A 21,693-nucleotide genomic window follows, 5' to 3' on the forward strand; every position below is an offset into this window, starting at 1 on the left:
TGAATTGTTAAAGAGCATACAACAAAAAGGTGCGCATTTGCGCACCTTTTTACCACCGTATGCATGATGAAGATGTTAATTTTATTGATATTTACGCAAAACTAACGTTGCGTTAGTTCCACCGAAACCAAAACTGTTCGACATCACTGTGGTTAATTCAGCTTTTTGCGGTTCACGAACAATGTTCATGCCTTCTGCAGCTGGGTCTAAGTTCTCGATGTTAATCGAAGGCGCAACAAAACCATGTTGCAACATCAACAACGAGTATATCGCTTCATGGACACCTGCAGCACCCAATGCGTGACCAGTCATTGCTTTAGTCGCACTGATGTAAGGTGCTTTATCACCAAACACTTCACGAATCGCTTCCAACTCTTTGGTATCACCAACTGGCGTTGAAGTACCATGCGTGTTGAGATAATCGATTGGCGTGTCGACGGTGTCCATCGCCATCTTCATACAACGCACTGCGCCTTCACCAGAAGGTGCAACCATGTCATAACCGTCTGAAGTAGCACCGTAACCAACAATTTCAGCGTAGATGTGGGCACCACGAGCTAACGCAGTTTCCAACTCTTCAATTACGAGAATACCGCCACCACCAGCTGGCACAAAGCCATCGCGATCGGCATCGTAAGTACGTGATGCTTTACTCGGTGTTTCGTTGTATTTGGTTGAGAGCGCACCCATCGCATCAAATTCCATGCCGAGCGTCCAATGCAACTCTTCACCGCCGCCAGCAAATACGCGATCTTGCTTACCAAACTGAATCAACTCAAGTGCGTGACCAATACAATGTGCAGATGTTGCACAAGCAGAGCTGATTGAGTAGTTCACACCTTTAATTTGAAATGGTGTAGCCAAACATGCTGATGTAGTTGAAGCCATACAACGTGGCACCATATATGGGCCAACACGCTTCACGCCTTTTTCACGCATGATATCTGCCGCAGCAACTTGATGCTCGCCTGACGCACCGCCAGAGCCAACCACCAAACCTGTACGTGGGTTGGATACTTGCTCGTCAGTTAAACCGGCATCTTCAATTGCTTGCGCCATCGCCATGTACGCGTAGGCCGCTGAATCACCCATAAAGCGTAATGCTTTACGATCGATGTGATCAGCTGGGTTCGCCCGTACGGGCCCCCATACCTGACAACGTAATCCCATGTCGGCGAATTCTTGAGAAAATTCGATGCCCGAGCGTCCTTGTTGTAACGACTCCAACACCTCTTGTTTGTTTACGCCGATACTGGACACAATGCCCATACCGGTAATCACTGCTCTTCTCATTCTATTATCCTGTCTTGCTGAGCGCTGCTGTATGGTAGCTCACTTCTTGAAAAAAGTGGTCTGCTTTCCGCCTTTTTACCTAAATATTGTTACACTATGACGCATGTTTCATCGACTGCTGTAGGTTATTTTTGTGAGTCATCAATTCAACAAGCATTTCACCAGCGAACAACCTGCTACTGCCAAGGTTAGCTTTAATCAATTAGGCGTTCCGGTTTCCACTGAATTTGATGATATTTATTTTAACAATGAAAACGGATTAGCCGAAAGCCGTTACGTATTTCTTCAGCATAACGATCTCCCAACACGCTGGCAAACCTCTTTGCATAACACCTTCACTGTTGCCGAAACCGGATTTGGCACGGGTTTAAACTTTTTAGCCTGTTGGCAACTGTTTCAGAACACTGCACCTGCAAACAAGCGTCTACACTATGTTTCCTTTGAAAAGTACCCGCTTCGCCGAGCCGATCTTGAACGTGCATTAAGTGCTTTTCCAGAATTAGCGGGATTAGCTCGAGAGCTACTACAAGCGTATCCATCAGCTCAAACGGGCTGTCATCGCATGCAGTTTGAACATAATCGGGTGGTCGTCGATTTGTGGTTTGGTGATATCCACGAGCAACTTCCCGAGTGGCTTCCGCAGGCACAGAACACCGTTGACGCTTGGTTTCTTGATGGCTTCGCACCCGATAAGAATCCACAAATGTGGCAACCCAATGTTTTTCAGGCCATGGCGAGCAGTTGCCGAAACGCCGGTACTTTTGCAACATTTACAGCCGCTGGAGCGGTGCGCCGCGGCCTTCAGGAAGCTGGCTTTAACGTTATTAAAGCGAAAGGATTTGGGCGCAAACGCGAAATGCTACACGGTAGCATAAGTAAATCATCACCGGTCGCAGCACCAACTAGCAAATCCGTCACAGTCGTTGGCGGGGGGATTGCCTCAGCATGCCTTGCTTGGTCACTGACGCAGCGTGGTTATACAGTGCATCTGATTACCAGTGGTATCGCCAATGGCGCTTCTGGTAATGCGCAAGGCGCTGTGTATCCCCTACTGCACGCAGAACTCAGTCCGTTGAGCCAGTTTTTTGTTTGTGCATTTGACCATGCGCGGCAGTTCTATCAGAGTTCATATCCAGGTTTATGGCATGCAACCGGCGTCATCCAGCTTGCCTTTAACACGATTCGCGAGCAACGGCAGCAGAAAATAGCCAGCGGTGGCTATTATGACAACCATTTGGTTACCGCTATTTCAGCTGAGCAAACACAACAAATTTGGGATGCTTTGCCAGCGCAACCTGCGCTGTATTATCCGAGTTCAGGATGGATACCACCGCAGCGCTTAGTGGAGACCATACTGCAGAGCTGCGGTAAATTACTCAAAATCACTAAAGTAACGACCGTTGAATCGATTCAAAGAAGTGCCGCTGGACATTGGCAAGTCAGCGCAAGTGATGGCAGAAATTTCGATGCTGAAACACTGGTCGTTGCTGCTGGAGCTCACACGACAGAGTTGCTTGCCCCGTGGCGCATCGTCACTCAGAACGTACGCGGGCAAGTGACACAAGTGGAGGCTTCAGAAACCAGCGCAAGCTGCCCTTTGGTGGTGTGTTACAAAGGCTATTTCACTCCTGCCATGAACGACAATGGTGGCTTAACACACTGTGTAGGAGCAACATATAATCGCGAATTTAGTGCGGAGAACTATCAACAAGTTGATGCTGCTGATACTGCAGAAAATCTAGCAACACTGCAGGACAATCTGAATCAAGCGTGGACGCAGCAATTGACTGCGGTAAGCGATCGCGCTGCGTTGCGCATTACCACCCGTGACCATTTACCAGCTTGTGGTTGGCTAACGGATAATTTGGGGATGTTAAGTGGGCTTGGTTCGCGCGGTTTCACCAGCGCACCGTTGTGCGCTGAACTTCTCGTAAGCCAGTGGCTCGGCGAGCCACAGCCATTAGCCAATTCGTTAATTAAGCGACTTGAGCCGCAACGGCTTCAAGCCGAGTCAGCATAGCTTGAATGTGTGCCATGTCCACTGGAGCTAATTCGTGTTTCGCTTGTTCAACCGATGCATGCACTTCCGGGAGCACGGCATCAGCACTGGCGTTGTCATTCAATTCAAGCTGCGCCACGACTAAATCGAAGTGGCCACGTAAATAACCGCTAGCAAAGAGCTCATCGTCGGAACCAGTGGCGACCACGTCATCAAAAACTTGTTCGAGTGATTGGATGTAGTCATGAAATGCTGCCGATGCCATAAAATTACCTCTGTTACGCGATGCTTGTTTTTAGAAGCGCAAGCATACCATAAAGCGGCTATTTTCTGATACACTACAGGCCTCTTTTATTCCTCGAACTCATCAATGATTAGGCGACAAGACATGGCTTTACGCATTGGTTTATTTTACGGCTCAACCACTTGTTTTACCGAAATTGCAGCAGAAAAAATTCAAGCTCAGTTTGCTCCGGGTGAAGTTGAGTTATTCAATATTAAAGATGTACCTCTAAGCGACGCCGAACAGTTTGATGTTATTATTTTTGGCCTTTCCACGTGGGATTTCGGCGAAATCCAAGAAGATTGGGAAAGTCACTGGAGCGATATTGCTGATCTTCAGCTAAACGGCAAAATTGTTGCTCTATTTGGTATGGGCGATCAAGTCGGTTATACCGACTGGTTCCAAGATGCGCTTGGTATGTTACACGATGAGTTAGCGGCAAACCCTGGTACGCAAGGCTGTATTCGTATCGGCTTTTGGCCCAATCAAGGTTATGATTTCGCCGCCTCCAAAGCACTGACCGCTGATGGTGAGTTTTTTGTCGGTTTAGCGCTCGATGAAGACAGCCAATACGAATTTAGCGAAGAACGTATTCAGCAGTGGTGCGCTCAGCTTAAAGAAGAGCTTGCCAGCGTTTAATTTCTTGCTTTCTTGCCGACTCGTCAAAGCGCTGGGCGGCTGAGTGCCCCCATACCGGCCCCGGCCATGCCGGATCTTGTGGGTGGCGCATCACTAAATGCACGTGTAATTGGCTTACGACATTGCCAAGCGCACCCACATTGAGTTTTTGCCCTATCCCAACTTGCTTCAATAGCAAAGAGACTTGCTGTACTTCAAGCGCCAGCTGCTGCTGTTGCGGCGCGGATAAATCCGTAAATTCAACACTATTGTCGACCCGCGGAATTAACATCAACCAATCGTAGCGCTCGTCATCAAAACGCCGCACGTCGCACAAAGGCCAATGTGCAAGTAGAAAGCTGTCGCTTGCCAAGCGCGTGTCTAACGTAAATTTGTCGCCATCAGCCGCGTTCAACGAATTCCCTGCGTTACTTTGCACAGCGAGTTTGTTATAACGGTTTTTTGAGGTTGTATTTTGCATCCAATAATCCATGAACTAGTTATTAAAACGGTGAGCCACAATCATGCTACGCATTGTTTTATTTACGTTTTTAATTTTAACTGCAAGCTTTTCATCTGCGACTTATGCGCAATCCAGCACGCCAGTAACAACATCCGCGGTTGCTCAGTTTACCGCTGAGATGCGTGCTCATGAAGGTTTTTTCACCTTCTATCATGATCAGTCGCAAGGCAAAATTTACTTACAAGTACCGAAACAGCAGCAACAGTTTATTTTTCAAACCAGCTTACCATGGGGGCTTGGTTCAAACGATATCGGCTTAGATCGTGGCCAACTCGGCGCGACACGACTTGCTAGCTTTTATCTTGAAGGCGACAAAATATTACTCCTGCAACACAACACGCAGTTTCGCGCCAACAGCGACAACGAAGCTGAGCGCAAAAGTATCAACGAGGCCTTTGCTGATTCAGTCATTGCCGGCTTCACGGTTGTTGCGCAAGATGCCAATCACGTGCTGATTGACTATACCCCGTTTCTGCTAAGTGACACGCATGGCGTAGTCAAACGCTTACGAGACAGCAAACAAGGTCAATACAAACTCAGCACTGACAAGTCGGTCATTTATCCAGCGCGCAGTAAAGCGTTTGCCGACAATACTGAATTAGAGGCAAAAATTACCTTTAGCGGCGAAGGTACAGGTCAGTATGTCCGCAGTGTTGCGGCTGACCCTGACCATTTAACCATGCATCTACACCACTCATTTATTCGCTTGCCGGATGCACAATATCAGCCCCGCCAATTTCATCCACAAAGTGGCTATTGGTCTGAAACACATCGTGACTATGCGGCGCCGCTTGATGCCCCGACTACCGTGCAATATATTCCACGGCATCGCATGAGCAAAGACCAGCCGATTATCTATTATCTCGATCCGGGCGTTCCTGAGCCGGTGCGTAGCGCTCTATTGGAAGGTGGGCGCTGGTGGGCCGAGGCTTTTGCCGCCATCGATTTACCCAACGGCTTTCAAGTACGCGAGTTACCTGCCGATGCAGATCCAATGGATGTGCGTTACAACGTGATTCAATGGGTACATCGAGCCACTCGCGGTTGGTCCTATGGTTCATCCATTATAGACCCACGAACCGGCGAAATAATCAAAGGTCATGTCACCTTGGGCTCGCTACGCGTGCGTCAAGATATGTTGATAGCACAGGGGCTATTGGCCCCATTTGCTGCGGATACCCCTGAACAGCAGGCTGAGCTAACAGCACAAATCGAAGCCATGGCACTGGCGCGGATTCGTCAATTGTCTGCTCATGAAATTGGCCATACCCTAGGTATTGCACATAATTTTGCCGCCAGCGCAGATGATCGCGCATCGGTGATGGATTATCCACACCCGCTGATTAGTATCGATATTGAAACAGGTGGCTTATCGTTAGCCGATGCCTACACCGAAGGCGTTGGTTTGTGGGACATGCAAGTCATTGCCTATGGTTATGGTAGCGCTGACCCTGAATCGGTATTAGCGCAAAACCGTCGTTTAGGTTTAAGTTTCATTTCTGACCGTGATGCACGCGCCGCCGGTGGTGCTCATCCAGATGCGCATTTGTGGGACAACGGTAGCGATGCAGTCACCGAATTAGAGCGTGTGCTTGCCGTTAGAAAAACGGCATTAGAGCAGTTTGGTTTAGGCAATCTCGCTGATGGCCGGCCACTGAGCGAATTACAGAATTTGCTGGTACCCATGTACTTGTTGCATCGCTATCAAGCCGAAGCGGCAGTGAAAATGATTGCTGGTTTACATTACGACTACGCAGTTAAAGGGGCCGGTGAAATTGATATTCGTCCAGTGAATGCCTCGCAGCAACAGCGTGCGATAAGTGTCCTCAGTCAATCATTGAGTGCTGACACACTTGCGTTACCTGAGCGCATCATCAACCTCTTAGCGCCAGCTGCGTACGGTGAGGGTTACGACCGCGAACGATTTAACGGCTTAACCGGCCTGGTCGCTGACCCAGATACGATGGCTGCGAGCTCAGCACGTTTCGTATTGAATTTGATGCTGAACTCACAACGCCTTGAACGATTGCAGCAACAGCATAGTCGCGACCAATCAATTCCAGCGGTGTCGGTTTTACTCAAACATATTGCTGCTGCTGCAATTGCACCAGCATATGCAGCCAATGCATCAACGCTAGAACAACGCTTAGCATTTGAGGCGCTTGATGCGATTGTTACAACTTATGGTCAAGACAATCTGAGTGCAGCAATCAAAGCACCATTGTTTGCGTTCTTAAAAGCCCAGCAACAAGGCTGGCAAAGCGCTGAAAGTTCTGCACATCGTGATTATGCCTTGTATGCCCTAGAACAATGGTTTGCTGGGAAACCTTGGCCGCTCAAAGCGGCGCCAGATTTACCCCCCGGCTCACCTATTTAATCTCATAAAAAACGCCAGCATAATGCTGGCGTTTTCATTTGTCGTAATAAGTGATTACGCTTAGAACGAATAACCGATGTTAACGAACAGCTGACGACCAAACTGGTCATACTGCGAGTACAACATCGCATTACCCACCGCGTAAGTAGCTGATGGGCTACCCATAGGTGGCTTCTTATCAAATACGTTGGTCATACCTAAAGTCACGTCAACATTGTTGTCGAACTTCTTGTTAACCGATGCGGTATGATAAACGGTGGTTGGTGCTTCACTGATGAAGTAAACCGGTGTACCACGATAAGTCGTTTCGTTTCCGCTAGCAAAACGATCGTAATCGTCTACTTGGCTAACATAACGAGCAACCCAGGTATACGCCCAACTATCACGCTCAAGTGCTACAGTTAATGAACCTGAGTGACGTGGGTTACCTAAACGACCAACGTATTGAATTGGCGCACTATCTTCAAATTGACGATAAGTACGTTCAATTTGAATGGTGTGGTCAAGACGAACACGTAAGAAACCAACATCAGTTTCATCTTGGTAGCTCACAACGGTATCAATACCACGAACCTTTTGGCTCGCCACGTTCACGTAGCCACCATAAACTTCGTCGATACCCCAGTTGCCGCTCTCGCTACCGTCATTACGGGTGAAACGATCGCAGAACGGTTCGTTTTCGAAGTTCTCAGAGGTGTAACATAGGTTGAGGATCTGCACGCCTGACAAATCATCAACTTGGTTGTCGATTTGCACGCTGTAGTAATCAACTGAGGTTGCCCACACACCTTCAGGACTAGTCCAAACGAAGCCAACGCCTTCTGATACTGATGTTTCAGCACGTAAGGTGCCAGCGCCACCGCCGGTATAAGCGGTACCTGAACCGAAATCTTGCGCGTAATCACCTGGGATACCGTCAGCTTGGCAGTTCGCCAATACCGTTGGGTTAATGGTGCCGTCTTGTTCGCGCTGTGCCCAGTTCCAGCAAGGGTCACTACGCTGATCAAAGAACGCTGATTGGTCGCCAAGATACAGCTCAAACAACGCTGGAGAACGGAACGAGGTGCCACGTGATGCACGAACTCGGAAGCTATCAGTGACAGCCCAGTTTACGCCCAGTTTATAAGTCGTGTCGCTACCGTAGGTGTTTACATCAGTCCAACGTGCTGAACCGGTTACGTCTAAGCTATAAATACCTGGTAGATCACGAAGAACTGGTACTTGTACCTCACCGTATGCGGCAACAGTAGTTTGACGACCAGCAGTGATACCTGCGCTGCTCATACCCCATGAGTTTTTCGCTAATGTTGCTTCTCCCGGAGTATCAACGATTTCGTCAGTTTGGTAAGCCATACCAACGGCTGTTGCAACAGTGCCGGCCGGCAAATCGAACAAATCACCGGTGATATATGCATCAACAGTGTCTTGTTTATAGATGGTTTTGCCGTGATCAACACCAAACAAGAAGTCACGTGTACCTTGGTCGAAGTTACCGCGCAAGTATTCCGGATCGAAGAAATCAATCGCATAACACTCGCGTTGTGAAATTGGCGACAATTCACCTTCACATGGGTCACCCCAAATTGCGTTGGCAGCCATTTCTAAAGCATCTTGGTAGATGATTTTCGTAGCATAAGTGCCGCTACTCAAACTACGCTGCCATGATACATCCCAGTTCCAAAAACCAATTGAACCTTCAAGGCCTAATACGCCACGCGTATAATCGATCGTTGTGGTGCTACCTGAATGGTCGGTAACTGCCGTTGGGTCAAGCGCAACATAGCCATCCCAACCTTCAACTAAACCATACCAAGCAGGAATGAACGGTTCCCAGAATTGGCGATAGCTGTTGATTTGAGTTTCACGACGGCTGTACAAGAGTTCCGAATAGAAACGTACGGTATCAGTCAAATCGTAGTCCGCTTGACCGTACAATGACCACGCTTCAGTACGTGGAATCATGGTTTCTAAGTTTTGGAAAGGATGATCGGCATCAGCCCAACCATCACTGGTTTTGTCATAACCGACCGGGAACCAGCCTTCCGGCACGGCGATATCACCTGGATTCTGTGGATCATACGTTGGTAATCCAGCAGCAGCTTTTGAACCGTCATAGTCGTAGTTCTGAATCAATGAGATATAGTCTTCTGCGCCGTAATCCCACATCCACATACCGTATGGCAAATCGTTACAGTGGTAATCGCCAGTACGCGGGTCAATTGGATCAGCACGCTCGCCAGTTTCCTGATCGAAGTACATGCGCTGGCCACAAGCAAAGTGGTCACGGTCGCCACGAGCAAGTTCTTGTTGTAGACGATAGTCGGCAACTAAACGCACCGAACCTTTGCTGTATGCACGGCCGATAGTTCCGTTCAAACGGTAGTTCTCACCGCCTGATTCCATTGGCTGATTAGCGCTAACGTTAAACGATGAATCATCACCTTTTTTGGTAATAATGTTGATAACACCAGCAACTGCATCAGAACCGTATAACGATGATGCACCATCTTTAAGGATTTCAACGCGCTCAACCGCCGATACCGGAATTGAGTTCATGTCGAATGCAGCAACCTGTCCACGGGTACCTGCAGGGCCGGCTCGACGACCGTTAAGCAAGACCAAGGTCCGGTTCGCACCAAGACCACGCATAGAAATAGACTCGTTACCAGCACCGCCTTCTGTCACGCTGCCAACCGACATCGCTGAAGTTAACTGGTTTGAACCTGATGCAACGGTAGATGTACGTAATAATTCACCTAACGTGCTTAACCCCTGCTCGACGGCAATTTCAGTTGAAATCACTTCAAGTGGTGAGTCATTATCTAAACCATCAGAACGAATACGCGAACCAACAACGGTAATGCGCTCAGCGCGCTCTTCCGTCTCGACATTTTCTTCCTCATCGGATACGTCTTGTGCCATTGCGCCAGCTGAAAGTAGCGTTGAGGCTGCGCCAAATACCAGCGCAAGACGTACCGATTTGGCGATACGACTATTTTTCATCATCTCTCCAAAATAGAACTTTAGTTATTTTTGTTGTAAGAGCGTCACTGCTCTTATCGAAGCCTCTGCTCAAACGAGCAAAAGGCGGAGCAACCTACCAAGACAACGGAAAAGAACAATGAAAATTAGTTGTTTTGCGGGATATATCCGATAAAAAAAAGGCGTCGCTCAAAAAAGCGACGCCTCTGTTTGTTTAATGTACAGCTGGAATTAATCAAGCTGCGAGAAGAAACTCTCTGGTAACCAACGTGGACGTTCTACTTGATTCGCAATTTCTTGACCAATCGCGAAGTTAATATTGGTAAATGTCACACCGGCTTCATAGTTGATTGGAAGATCTGGTTGGTCACTTGGGCGGTGATAATGTTCAGCAAAGAACTTACCCCACACTTCGCCGCCATCTTCACCTTCAGTTTTTGAAGTAAAGCCCGTCATCAAGAACACCGCTGGAACGCCTTTCTTCACAAACGGATAATGATCTGAGCGCGTAAAAATGGCTTGCTCTGGCATTGGATCTTCACTCAATTCAATTCCGAATTGTCCGGCAGCTTGAGTAACCGTATCACCCAATGTTGAATGCGTTGAACCGAAGGCAATCACATCGGCAAAATCATACAAAAGCACAGGCATATCAAGGTTCACGTTCGCCACAATTTGACTCAGCGGCACAGTTGGATGGTGCGCAAAGTAGTCCGCGCCCAACAAACCACGCTCTTCAGCAGTGATTGATAAGAACATAATCGAGCGTTTCGGCTGCTTCCCACTTTCTTTAAACATGCGCGCAGTTTCAAGCATCACCGATACACCTGAGGCGTTATCCATCGCACCATTGTTGATGTGATCTTCTTGGCTCAAGTCTTTGGTCATCCCGATGTGGTCAGAATGCGCGGTGTAAAGTACATACTCATTCTTTAACTTGTCATCGCTGCCAGGTAATACTGCAGCTACGTTCGGGCTACTGATTTCCTCGTGGCGTGAAGCACGCTGCAAACGAGCTGTTACACCTAAATCGAAACCTTTTGGTGATTCACCCGCTTCGAGCTGAGCGAAAATTTCTTCCAGTGCAACTGGTGCGTTCACGAATAATTTTTCTGCGGCTTCGTGCTGCACATAAGCTGATGCGGCAATGTTCTTGTACGCTACATTTGGTTCACCGTTCGGATGCAACCAACGAACACTCGGCGCCCGTTGATACATGATGCTGACTTCAAACGGACGCACTTTTTCACGTGCCGGGGTGTGCAAATTGATAATACCTACGGCACCACGTTCAGCTGCAAATTTAGTTTTGCTGCTATTCAAGTGAGCGCCTTCTTCGCTTGGCAGGTCTTCTGGTCGGCCACTGACCATCACAACGATTTTGCCTTCAACATCAAGGCCTTCATAATCATTGATACCAAATGTTTCTGAAACTAAGCCGTAGCCAACAAAAACGAGCGGCGCCTCAACATCATCTTTTTCACTATACGCACTCGGCCCAGTAATAAACTCTTTCGGATAATCAAGGCTGATTTCATCGTCGCCAGTATTCAACGTAAACGATGCGCTGTTTTCTTCTAAGAAACTGCGACGGAATTTAATACGTTGAAAGTAAGTGCCGTCATCACCGGCTGGTTCTAAACCTAAGCGTTTAAATTCAGTGGCAATGTATTTAGCAGCAATTTCGTGACCGCGGCTGCCAGTATCACGACCTTCAAGGTCGTCACTTGCCAAAAATTCAAGGTGGGCTTGCAAGGCAACAGCGTCAGCACTGACTGCTGTCGTTGTTGAAGATTCATCGGCACAAGCCGAGAGACTTAGTGCTACCGCAATAGCACCAATATATGAGAAAAATCGCATGGTTAACGTCCAATTATAGTCATTATAAAAAGGTCTCCGACAGTGTAACCAACCTCTGCCGCTCATACTAGCGCTTGCGACAAGATAAAACTTATTGTAATGTTACATTATAACATTACATAAAGCCTTTTATCGGAGAGTCCACCGTATGGTATCGCAGTTTCGTAAAAGCCCATTGGCATTATTCGTAACAAGTTTTGTCAGTATTTCAGCCAGTACTGCCACAATGGCGCAACAGGTCGAGCAAGAAGCTCACCAACACGAAGATACGGAAGTCATTGTCGTTACCGCAAGCCCGCTGAATAAAACGGCTTTAGAGTCATCGCAACCGATCTCGGTGGTTTCGGGCGATGAGTTGCGTGAACACCACGCCCATACGCTTGGCGAAACTCTCGCGCAAGAGCCCGGAGTCAATGCCACACACTTCGCCGGCGTTGCCAGTAGCCCAATTATTCGAGGCTTGGATGGCCCACGCGTAAAAATCACCCAAAATGGACTTGATAGTGGCGATGTTTCACGTGGCTCCCCTGACCACGCAGTTACCACTGAAACCTCTGTCGCCGAACAGATCGAAATCTTCCGTGGCCCAGCCACCTTGCTCTATGGGTCTGGCGCTATCGGTGGGGTCGTCAACGTCGTCGATAACCGCATTGCACAAGAATTAACCGGCGGCCATAGCGGTTTTTATGGAACCAAGTTTGATAGCGCAAGTAACTTGCGTGAAGCCACCGTCGGCCTTACCGGTGACCACAAAAACACCGTATGGCATTTCGATGCGTTTAAGCGCCGGAGCAATGATTACCAAGTACCTGAGTTCATCAATGATGAAGGTGAAACCGTTGATGAAATCGAAAACAGTTTTATTGATGCGCAAGGTGCTAATGTTGGTATCAGTTACATTTTTGACACAGGCTATTTAGGTGCCTCTTACGGCCGTTTAGAGCAACAATATGGTATTCCGGGCCACGCCCATGGTCATGCTGAAGATGAGCATGACGAAACAGCCACAACCGAAGAGCACAATGAAGCGGGCCCTTATGCTGATATGTGGCAAAACCGTATTCAAATTCACGGTGGATGGTTGAATCCATTCAATAATATTGAACGGGTTGAATTGCGTTATGGCTTTACTGATTATCAACATCAAGAAATTGAAGATGCTGTACCAAGCACTACTTTTACCAATAACCTTCACGAACTGCGCTTAACCGCAAATCACACAGCAATATTAGGCTGGCAAGGCGCATTTGGTTATCACTACTTTGAACAAGCACAAGAAGCATTTGGTGAAGAAGCGTATACACCAAATTCAGATACTACTAAACATGGCCTGTTTTGGTTACTCGAACGCGACTTCGATGGCCTCAACTGGCAATTAGGAACACGTGTTGAAGATGTGCAAGTCAATGATTATTCATTTACTCCGGTGTCCGCCTCGGTTGGTTTTACTTACCCGTTCGCCGACGGTATGCAAATATCCACGAATTTAAGCCATGCGCAGCGCGCACCGTCAGCCAATGAAATACTTTCAAATGGTGCGCACCTCGCGACACAAACCTATGAGATTGGTTTAGCTTACAGCGTGCATGAAGAAGCCGAGCACGTTTATCATGTCGAAGCGGCCGAAGTCATGCCTGAAGTGGAACTTTCAAATAATATTGATGTTGGCTTACATCTTGATTACAGCCAGTTTCATATGGATTGGAACGTATTTTATAATCGCGTAAACGACTTCGTGTACGGCGCATTTACTGGGATTAATAGTGCTGATCTCGAACTCGAACATGAGGGCGAGCATATGGATAGCCATGATAATGCACATGATCACAGTGATGGCCTGCCGGTTATTAGTTATGTGCAGCGTGATGTTGATCTCTATGGCTACGAGCTGAGCGCTTATTATGAGTTTAATCGCCAGTGGCAACTCCACGGTTTCAGTGACTACGTGCGAGCCAAAGTTCGTGATGGCGGTGAGAATCTGCCCCGTATACCAGCTCAGCGCATCGGTACTGAACTCCGATACATCGCCGCTAACTGGGAGACGAAGCTTGGTTATACTTGGTACAACAAGCAAACCTATGTCGCACCAACAGAAGAAATCACCGACAGCTTTGGTTTACTCAACGCGCAGCTTAATTGGTTTCCACGCGCACTCACGGCACACAATATCAGCTTATATTTCAAAGCGGATAACCTCACCGATGAACTCGGTTACGTTCATTCTTCGTTTTTAAAAGAAGATGCACCAATGCGTGGTCGTAATTTCAGCATTGGTCTACGTGGTGAATTCTAGGCGGTGAATTCTAGCGCACTGACCGTGCGCTTTATCGCAGTGCAATAAGTATTGCGCTTAGCTTTGATAAACTAAAAGAGTTTTTTCAATGATCAAGGCTAAGTCGCAATGCGTTGTACTCGTGTACTGCAAAATTTATTCGTGCTTTGCACTTTTTTAAGTGCATCGGTTATCGCAAAACCATTACCGCAAAATGCTGTGCAACAAGCGGAACCGCTCTCAATTGAGCGTATCTTTTCAGCACCAAACCTAACCACCCAAGCCCCACAACAAATAAAGTTTGCGCCTTCTGGTCAACAAGTTAGCTACCTTGCAGGATCAACTGCCAGCCCTAACGTACAAGACCTGTGGCTTTACGACGTACGCGAGAATAAATCTAAAATCATCGTCAAAGCTGCTGATTTACTTGACCCCAAGCAGCAATTGTCAGCAGAAGAAAAAGCTCGTCGCGAGCGTCTGCGCATTAGCTCAAGCGGGATTGTCGATTATCAATGGTCACCAAACGGCGATGCGCTGTTGTTTCCGCTTAACGGCGAGCTTTATTTATTTGATATCGCCAGTCAAAAAGTCTCCCAATTAACTCGCGGCGATATTTTTGCAACGGATCCGCGTTTCTCGCCGCAGGGAAATTTCATAAGTTACGTACATGACTACAATTTGTACATCATTGCGCGGCAATCGGGCAAAACCTATCAACTGACCCACCGACAAACGGCGACGGAGCAATTCGCAACAGCTGAATTCGTCGCTCAAGAAGAAATGAAGCGCATGACCGGTTACTGGTGGAGCCCTGATGAACAGCGTATTGCTTTAACTAGAATTGATTTAGCACCAGTTGCCATACAACAGCGCGTTGATGTTTATGCGGAGCGCACTGAGCTTGTTGAACAACATTATCCGGCAGCGGGCGAATCTAATGTCGACATCGACCTCGGTTGGATCGCGGTCAACGAAATCATTCAGCCGAACGATGACGCGGAAATAGCTCGCAAACCGATTAATATTCATTGGTTAAACCTAGCCAAGCAACATGGTAAAACTGGCTATCTTGCGCGAGTTCAATGGTTGCCAAACAGCAACAGCTTAAGTTACCAATGGCAGAATCGTAGTCAAAATAAACTGACGCTATTTTTGTACGCACTAGCCGATAAAACGGCTAAGCCAATTCTCGAGGAAACCAGCGCGACTTGGATTAACCTCAATGACGACCTCCATTTTTTAAGTGATAGCCGCTATTTTATCTGGGCTTCGGAGCGTAGCGGGTTTAAACACCTATACCTGTACCGAACCGATGGCAGCCTCATTCGTCAGTTAACCAGCGGCGATTGGATGGTTGACGCGTTGGCTCATGTGGACGAGATAACCGGTGTGATTTATTTCACCGGTCGCAAAGAAACACCGTTAGAGCGTCACCTGTATCGCGCCAACCTAAACAATAGCTCGCCGGGACAACCAAGTCAGCTTAGCACTCGCGCAGGTATGCATGATGTTGTGTTTGCCGCCGACGGGCGCAGCTATATCGATTACTTTTCAAGTAGCCGTCAACCACCGCAAGTGAGCTTACATGGCCCTACTGGCGAACGCATTACATGGCTCCATGAAAATCGTCTCAATCAAGATCACCCATTGAGTCCTTATTTAGCTACATGGAGCTATCCCGATTATGGCTATTTGGAAGCTGCAGACGGACAACGTTTGTACTACCAAATCAATAAACCGGCGCAAATTGCGGATAATCAAAATCATCCAGCGATTGTGATGGTTTATGGCGGTCCGCGAGCACAACGCGTGACCAATAGCTGGGGCGATTATTTTACCCAATACCTTGTGCAACAAGGCTACGTGGTATTTAAACTCGATAACCGCGGCAGTGGCAATCGTGGTCGTCAATTTGAGAGCGGTATTTATCGCCAATTAAGCGAGCTAGAGGTTTCTGACCAAAAACTTGGGGCGCAATGGCTGTCGCAGCAACCTTATGTTAATGCGAACCGGGTTGGCGTATTTGGCCACAGCTACGGTGGTTATATGGCCCTGCATTTAATCATGCGCGCACCGGAGTTATTTTCAGCCGCCGTAGCAGGAGCGCCAGTCACCGATTGGGCGTTGTATGATACGCATTACACCGAACGCTATATGGGTACGCCACAAGATAACCCTGAGGGATATCGCCAAGCAAACGTTCTCACATATGCCGACGAGCTGAAGCAGCCATTGCTGATTTATCATGGCATGGCTGACGATAATGTCCTATTTACTCACACAGCCATGCTTACGCACCGATTGCAACAATCGATGATTCCTTTCGAAATGATGGCATATCCGGGTAAAGCCCACGGTATTCGTGGTCGCGAGGCAAGTATTCACCGTTACCAGTTGATTACGGAGTTTTTTAATCGGCACTTACGATAAGTTTCGTGAATACGTTATACTAGGCGCATCTAAACCCACAAGGAGTGAACACTGATGCGCTTTTTATCTCGTCGCCTCGTCATGCCCAACGATCTCAACTTTGCCGGCTCATTATTTGGTGGCCGTATTCTTGAATGGATTGACGAAGAAGCATATATCTTTGCCGCCTGCCAACTTGACGCAAAAAGCTTAGTCACCAAACACATCGGTGCAATTGCCTTTGAAACTTCGGCTTACCAAGGTGATGTGGTTGAGTTTGGTTTGGGTGTGAAGAAAGTGGGTAAGACCTCAGTGACGCTGACCTGTGTGGTGCGAAACAAGCAGACAAAACAAAACATTTGTGTCGCTGATGACATCGTCTTCGTGCATATCGATCCAGAAACACGTACGCCACAGCCGCACGGCAAAACCAAAGCTGAGCTCGACGCTCTGCCAATCGAAACGCCAGCGTAAAATTTTACGCAACAAAAAAGCCGCAGAATCTGCGGCTTTTTCTTTTCATCCGGACATTACACTGACTTGTACAGCGTACGTATCCAACGCTCTTCGTTAATGAAGCTCCAAGACCAATCAGCCCACTGCTCGCTCAGGCCTTTCGCAACCGCATGATCCTCGCTTAAGCCCTGCTCTTTCATGGTCATGACTTCTTCGCGTGTCGCTTCAATCATTTGTACCAAACGCAACCAGTCGCTGCGCTTCGACAGCGCACCATGACCCGGAATAATTTGTGTGTCGCCATCAATCTCGGCAATCACCGCACGCACGTTATCGATATAACCTTGTACGTTACCGCCAGAGTTCAAATCGATAAACGGAAAACGGTCAACGAAAAATAGGTCGCCAGCATGAATCACGTTACTGCTTGGAAACCAAACCACCACATCACCATCGGTGTGGCCATTCGGATAGTGCTTCAAGCTAACTGCGGTACCACCAGTTTTCACTTCTAACGCGTTATCAAAAGTAATCGTCGGCAGACCCGCTTGGTCAAATTTTTCATTCGCTGCTAAACGTGTTTTGACATTTTCGTGTGCAACAACTTTAACGCCTTGTTTCGCAAACGCAGCGTTACCATCGGTGTGGTCGCCATGAAAGTGCGTATTGACCAAGGTACGAATAGGTTGATTTGAAATTTCCGCAATGGCCGCTGAAATCTTCTCAGCCAAGCCTTTATATTGCGCATCAATCATCACCACGCCGTCGTCTCCGACGTACACGCCAATATTGCCGCCCATACCAGTCAACATGTAAACCCTCTCACTTAACTGAGTGGCTTTAATTTCTACGTTCTCCATGTTTGACTGAGCTTGAGCGGTTGTTGCTGTCAACCACAATACTGCGCTTAAAAATCCAAGTTTCAAACCACGCATTGAGAATCTCCCATTCATAAAATGCCTGAGTTACTGATGTAAATAACATCCAGCAAAACAAGTGACAGGGGCTGCAGTTGGCTTACCATGCTGCCAATCACCGCCCTCGACACCGCTACCAGCAATGTCAACATGCACATATGGCAATGGTTGCTGACTGTCGGTACCGTGCTTATCAAGTCCAGAAGCGATTGCTAAAAATGCCATCGGGAACTGATGTCCGCGCTTCGTTGTTGCTGAAGGTCCATTATTACTTGATAACGTGTCATCCGCTTTGGTGCGCGGACGCACAAAATCATAATCTTCACGTCGTGACCATGAAATTTCCGTTGGGTCGCCGTACACTTCGCCTGCTTCCCATAGTTTTTCTGTCACCTCATTTACGCGCGCAGGTCCGTTCGGGATCAATGCGGTATATGGGCCTTTCGCCAGCGCCGCATGACCAGTTAACGTGGCTACACTAAAGATTTGTGGGCGCGGATAATCAGGCGCTTCCTCACGCAAGTGCGATAACAAATCAGCTAAAACCAAACGGCCTTCAGCATCAGTATTACCGATACGCACACGCACGCCGCTGTGAGCCGTGATAATCTCATCTGCGACAAACGCATCAGCGCCAATGCTGTTGCGAACCACACCAAGTTCAGCCACTACATTTAAGGTTTCTGGGCGCATTTCGGCCACAGTTTTGACGAAACCAGCAACACCTGCTGCGCCGCCTTTATCGCGACTCATACCAGCCATGTGACCGCCAGTTTTCACATCTGCACCACCGGTGTCATAGACAATACCTTTACCTGCAAACATCAAGGTTTGCTCCGCCGCTGGAGCCTTGTATTCAAGTCGCACGACACATGGTTGATGACGTTCGACGCCTAATGAAGCCCGTGCAACTGCCATCAGCAAAGGATATTCATGCTGCAACTGTTGCACATCGTCAATCACCGTCACCCGAACGGGAGAATGGGCAAATGCCTGCTGGCAATATTCTGCAAATCGTGGTGGCGCCATTCGTTCTGGTTCTGTGCCTGCGAGATCACGCGCCACCCGCTTACCGGCTTCAACGGCTTGCAACCAAGTTTCATCTAACGCGCCGACCACACCGACTGCCGTTACGGTTTCAATGGTTTCTTCGCCAAGATGCTCACGTGCTTCAAGCGGTTCATATAACGCCTGGCACAAGCCCCAATAAGCAACCGCTTCAGCTTGACCGTACCGCGCTTCGCTTGGCACCCCAAACACAATAAGCAGAGGTTTGGTTACACCCGCTTGCTGAGCAATGCGTGCTGCAGCTCCAGCTGCATCGCTAATATTACGGACATCATCATAATCGCGCGTTAACGGCCCAGTTGGCGCAGTAATCAAACGGCCACCCGCAACATCTGCAGGCACTAATAACGCTTGCTTACCAACGCGCGCATCAAATTGCTGCGCTTGTGCAACGTACTCACTGAAATCATCTGGCACAGTCTGTGCAAAATCACCCAGTAAAATAACTGCATCAAATTCGCGACCAGCCGTATCCGCGTAGCTCTCAAATACTTGTACCGTTGGAAATGCCATAATAACCTCGTTGTTCGTTGTTCGTTATTCGTTACTCGAAGAGTGCGCAGCACGGACGAACAGCGCAGCGCACGAATAACGAGTAACGCTTTGTCCTAGATACGGCGCCACTTGGTGCCGGATGGACCATCTTCTAATTCAATATTCATTGCCTTTAACGCATCACGCGCCGCATCTGCGCGCCCCCAATCTTTGGCCGCACGCGCATCATTGCGTTCCACAATCAATGCTTCAATTTTAGCAACCTCAGCATCATCTCCGCCGCCTTGCAAAAACGCTTCTGGTTCCTGCTCCAGTAATCCAAGCAAATGACCAAACTCGCGCAATTGCGCCGCATACGCGCCAGCCCTTTGTGGCTCCGTTGCTACCGTACGATTCACTTCACGTGCTAATTCAAACAGCACTGATAGTGCCTCTGGCACGTTAAAATCGTCATCCATTGCGGCGTTAAAACGCTCAATTTGAGATGCCGTTAAGGCTGGATCAACAGTCGATTCTGGTGCATCACGTAACGCAGTATATAAACGCTCTAATCCTGACCGCGCCTGCTCTAGATTGTCTTTAGAATAGTTCAATTGCGAACGGTAGTGACTTGAAATTAAAAAGTAGCGCACCGTTTCAGCATCATATTGCGCCAGCACATCGCGAATGGTGAAGAAGTTGCCTAACGATTTCGACATCTTCACTTCATCTACTTGCACCATCCCGCTGTGCATCCAATAATTCACATAATCACTATGATTTGCGCAACAGCTTTGCGCCACTTCGTTTTCATGATGCGGGAATATCAAATCAGAACCACCACCATGAATATCAAAGTTTTCGCCAAGGTGCCGCTTGTTCATCGCTGAACACTCAATGTGCCATCCCGGGCGACCCTCGCCCCACGGCGATGGCCAACTCGGCTCACCCGCTTTCGCTTGTTTCCACAACACAAAATCGAGTGGATCGTGTTTGTTATCTGCAACATCAACACGAGCGCCAGCTTGCAATTGCTCTAGGTTTTGTCGACTTAATTTGCCATACGCATTAAACGTACTGACATCAAACAGCACGTCACCATCGTTGGCAACATAAGCATTACCATTTGCGATAAGTGTTTCAATCATCGCAATAATGTCGCCCATATGCCCGGTTACGGTTGGTTCCACATCAGGACGCACCAAATTGAGCGCATCAAAATCGTCATGCATGGCTTGCGTAAACCGTTGCGTTACTGCATCAATCCCTTCGTTATTTTCCGCTGCACGGCGAATAATCTTGTCATCAACGTCGGTAATGTTACGAACATATTTCACTTGATAACCGCGTGAACGCAAATAGCGCACCACAACGTCAAACGCGACATAGGTACGAGCGTGACCAATGTGACAGTAATCGTAAATAGTTACCCCGCACACATAGAGCTTTACTTCACCTGGCGTAATTGGTTTAAATTCTTCTTTTTGGCGGGTTAACGTATTAAAAACTTTCAACATGCACGGTTGCTCCTGTCTCACTGCATGACCACACTTTTAAAATAGACTGACATAATAACGCAAGGTGCGCCATCGCCACAAACAATGCTAAACTACTGCACCAGTTAAATCTGTAAACAACATTACTTAATATGGAGCTCCCTCAATGCAGGTTACCCTACACACCAATCACGGCGATATCACGTTAAAGCTATTTGCTGAAGAAGCGCCAAAGACGGTTGAAAACTTCCTAAGTTATGTGCGCGAAGGTTTTTATACAAATACTCTGTTCCACCGTGTGATTCGTGGCTTCATGATTCAAGGTGGTGGCTTCAATCTAGAAATGGTGCAAAAGCCAACTCACGAACCTGTAGAAAACGAAGCGAATAATGGTTTGAAAAACAACCGTGGCACCGTTGCGATGGCGCGTACACAAGACCCTCATTCAGCTACCGCGCAGTTCTTTATTAACGTTGCTGACAATGACTTTCTTAACTTTAAAAACGAAAGCATGGGCGGTTGGGGTTATTGCGTGTTCGCAGAAGTTGTCGAAGGGATGGATGTAGTGACTGCGATTGAAGCTGTTCGCACCAGTCATGCTGGTTTTCACCAAGACGTACCTGTTGATGATGTGGTCATTAAGAGCGCAACAATCAGCGAGTAATC

15 protein-coding genes are annotated in these 21,693 nt (G+C 47.9%); 7 read left to right on the plus strand and 8 right to left on the minus strand.

From position 1 onward, the window contains the following. Positions 1-81: 81 nt before the first annotated feature. Positions 82-1,293, minus strand: coding sequence for a beta-ketoacyl-ACP synthase I (gene fabB, locus BM292_RS04900; protein WP_092855876.1), 1,212 nt, complete (start codon positions 1,291-1,293; stop codon positions 82-84). Between the two features lie 133 nt (positions 1,294-1,426). Here fabB and mnmC point away from each other — a divergent pair, with 133 nt between their 5' ends. Further along, entirely contained in the window at positions 1,427-3,313 is a 1,887-nt protein-coding gene (gene mnmC, locus BM292_RS04905; RefSeq protein WP_177203783.1) for a bifunctional tRNA (5-methylaminomethyl-2-thiouridine)(34)-methyltransferase MnmC2/FAD-dependent 5-carboxymethylaminomethyl-2-thiouridine(34) oxidoreductase MnmC1, read from the plus strand. On the opposite strand, the gene BM292_RS04910 is transcribed toward mnmC, so the two are convergent. Next, positions 3,270-3,557 carry a YfcL family protein gene (locus tag BM292_RS04910; protein ID WP_092855878.1) on the minus strand — a complete coding sequence of 96 codons (288 nt, stop codon included), beginning with the start codon at positions 3,555-3,557 and terminating at the stop codon, positions 3,270-3,272. The genes mnmC and BM292_RS04910 overlap by 44 nt on opposite strands. 123 nt (positions 3,558-3,680) lie before the next feature. On the opposite strand from BM292_RS04910, the gene fldB reads away from it, so the two are divergent. After that, a complete protein-coding gene (gene fldB / locus BM292_RS04915) occupies positions 3,681-4,214 on the plus strand; it encodes a flavodoxin FldB (protein ID WP_092855879.1) in 534 nt (177 codons plus the stop codon). Here fldB and BM292_RS04920 read toward each other — a convergent pair. After that, entirely contained in the window at positions 4,189-4,674 is a 486-nt protein-coding gene (locus BM292_RS04920) for an HIT domain-containing protein (protein WP_092855880.1), read from the minus strand. The two genes, fldB and BM292_RS04920, sit on opposite strands and share 26 nt — an antisense overlap. Positions 4,675-4,717: 43 nt before the next feature. On the opposite strand from BM292_RS04920, the gene BM292_RS04925 reads away from it, so the two are divergent. Beyond that, the gene (locus BM292_RS04925; protein WP_092855882.1) at positions 4,718-7,093 is read left to right on the plus strand and encodes a zinc-dependent metalloprotease; all 2,376 of its coding nucleotides are present in this window, start codon (positions 4,718-4,720) and stop codon (positions 7,091-7,093) included. A gap of 60 nt (positions 7,094-7,153) precedes the next feature. On the opposite strand, the gene BM292_RS04930 is transcribed toward BM292_RS04925, so the two are convergent. Together BM292_RS04930 and BM292_RS04935 are read right to left on the minus strand one after the other, a co-directional pair. After that, positions 7,154-10,099 carry a TonB-dependent receptor plug domain-containing protein gene (locus tag BM292_RS04930; protein ID WP_177203784.1) on the minus strand — a complete coding sequence of 982 codons (2,946 nt, stop codon included), beginning with the start codon at positions 10,097-10,099 and terminating at the stop codon, positions 7,154-7,156. 207 nt (positions 10,100-10,306) lie between these two features. Continuing rightward, positions 10,307-11,935 carry a M28 family metallopeptidase gene (locus BM292_RS04935; RefSeq protein WP_092855886.1) on the minus strand — a complete coding sequence of 543 codons (1,629 nt, stop codon included), beginning with the start codon at positions 11,933-11,935 and terminating at the stop codon, positions 10,307-10,309. A gap of 148 nt (positions 11,936-12,083) precedes the next feature. Between BM292_RS04935 and BM292_RS04940 the strand changes: the two genes are divergently transcribed. The 3 genes from BM292_RS04940 (at position 12,084) to BM292_RS04950 (ending at position 17,090) form a co-directional block, all read left to right on the plus strand. After that, a complete protein-coding gene (locus BM292_RS04940; protein WP_092855888.1) occupies positions 12,084-14,228 on the plus strand; it encodes a TonB-dependent receptor in 2,145 nt (714 codons plus the stop codon). A gap of 108 nt (positions 14,229-14,336) precedes the next feature. Then, positions 14,337-16,637 (plus strand): S9 family peptidase, encoded by a 2,301-nt coding sequence (locus BM292_RS04945; protein WP_092855890.1) that lies wholly within the window; start codon positions 14,337-14,339, stop codon positions 16,635-16,637. Positions 16,638-16,691: 54 nt separating this feature from the next. After that, a complete protein-coding gene (locus BM292_RS04950) occupies positions 16,692-17,090 on the plus strand; it encodes an acyl-CoA thioesterase (protein ID WP_092855892.1) in 399 nt (132 codons plus the stop codon). 56 nt (positions 17,091-17,146) lie between these two features. Here BM292_RS04950 and BM292_RS04955 read toward each other — a convergent pair whose 3' ends face one another. The 3 genes from BM292_RS04955 to cysS all read right to left on the minus strand — a co-directional run bounded on the left by BM292_RS04955 (position 17,147) and on the right by cysS (position 21,048). Then, entirely contained in the window at positions 17,147-18,007 is an 861-nt protein-coding gene (locus BM292_RS04955; RefSeq protein WP_092855894.1) for an MBL fold metallo-hydrolase, read from the minus strand. A gap of 30 nt (positions 18,008-18,037) precedes the next feature. Continuing rightward, on the minus strand, positions 18,038-19,570 hold the full coding sequence (locus BM292_RS04960) for a M17 family metallopeptidase (protein WP_092855896.1): 1,533 nt from the start codon (positions 19,568-19,570) through the stop codon (positions 18,038-18,040). Between the two features lie 95 nt (positions 19,571-19,665). Then, positions 19,666-21,048: a cysteine--tRNA ligase gene (gene cysS, locus BM292_RS04965; protein ID WP_092855898.1), complete on the minus strand. Its 1,383-nt coding sequence runs from the start codon at positions 21,046-21,048 to the stop codon at positions 19,666-19,668. A gap of 145 nt (positions 21,049-21,193) precedes the next feature. Here cysS and BM292_RS04970 point away from each other — a divergent pair, with 145 nt between their 5' ends. Further along, a complete protein-coding gene (locus tag BM292_RS04970; RefSeq protein WP_092855900.1) occupies positions 21,194-21,691 on the plus strand; it encodes a peptidylprolyl isomerase in 498 nt (165 codons plus the stop codon). The last annotated feature ends 2 nt before the right edge of the window (positions 21,692-21,693 follow it).

Origin of the sequence: Pseudidiomarina tainanensis (assembly GCF_900115255.1) — a bacterium.
In the GTDB taxonomy this organism is placed as follows: domain Bacteria; phylum Pseudomonadota; class Gammaproteobacteria; order Enterobacterales; family Alteromonadaceae; genus Pseudidiomarina; species Pseudidiomarina tainanensis.

Bases quoted from the DNA above. Each gene is read 5' to 3' on its own strand.
- BM292_RS04910 (WP_092855878.1), bottom strand. From the start codon at position 3,557: ATGGCATCGGCAGCATTTCATGACTACATCCAATCACTCGAACAAGTT.
- fabB (WP_092855876.1), bottom strand. From the start codon at position 1,293: ATGAGAAGAGCAGTGATTACCGGTATGGGCATTGTGTCCAGTATCGGC.
- fldB (WP_092855879.1), top strand. From the start codon at position 3,681: ATGGCTTTACGCATTGGTTTATTTTACGGCTCAACCACTTGTTTTACC.
- BM292_RS04925 (WP_092855882.1), top strand. From the start codon at position 4,718: ATGCTACGCATTGTTTTATTTACGTTTTTAATTTTAACTGCAAGCTTT.
- BM292_RS04945 (WP_092855890.1), top strand. From the start codon at position 14,337: ATGCGTTGTACTCGTGTACTGCAAAATTTATTCGTGCTTTGCACTTTT.
- BM292_RS04930 (WP_177203784.1), bottom strand. From the start codon at position 10,099: ATGATGAAAAATAGTCGTATCGCCAAATCGGTACGTCTTGCGCTGGTA.
- BM292_RS04940 (WP_092855888.1), top strand. From the start codon at position 12,084: ATGGTATCGCAGTTTCGTAAAAGCCCATTGGCATTATTCGTAACAAGT.
- BM292_RS04935 (WP_092855886.1), bottom strand. From the start codon at position 11,935: ATGCGATTTTTCTCATATATTGGTGCTATTGCGGTAGCACTAAGTCTC.
- cysS (WP_092855898.1), bottom strand. From the start codon at position 21,048: ATGTTGAAAGTTTTTAATACGTTAACCCGCCAAAAAGAAGAATTTAAA.
- BM292_RS04950 (WP_092855892.1), top strand. From the start codon at position 16,692: ATGCGCTTTTTATCTCGTCGCCTCGTCATGCCCAACGATCTCAACTTT.
- BM292_RS04955 (WP_092855894.1), bottom strand. From the start codon at position 18,007: ATGCGTGGTTTGAAACTTGGATTTTTAAGCGCAGTATTGTGGTTGACA.
- BM292_RS04920 (WP_092855880.1), bottom strand. From the start codon at position 4,674: ATGCAAAATACAACCTCAAAAAACCGTTATAACAAACTCGCTGTGCAA.
- BM292_RS04970 (WP_092855900.1), top strand. From the start codon at position 21,194: ATGCAGGTTACCCTACACACCAATCACGGCGATATCACGTTAAAGCTA.
- BM292_RS04960 (WP_092855896.1), bottom strand. From the start codon at position 19,570: ATGGCATTTCCAACGGTACAAGTATTTGAGAGCTACGCGGATACGGCT.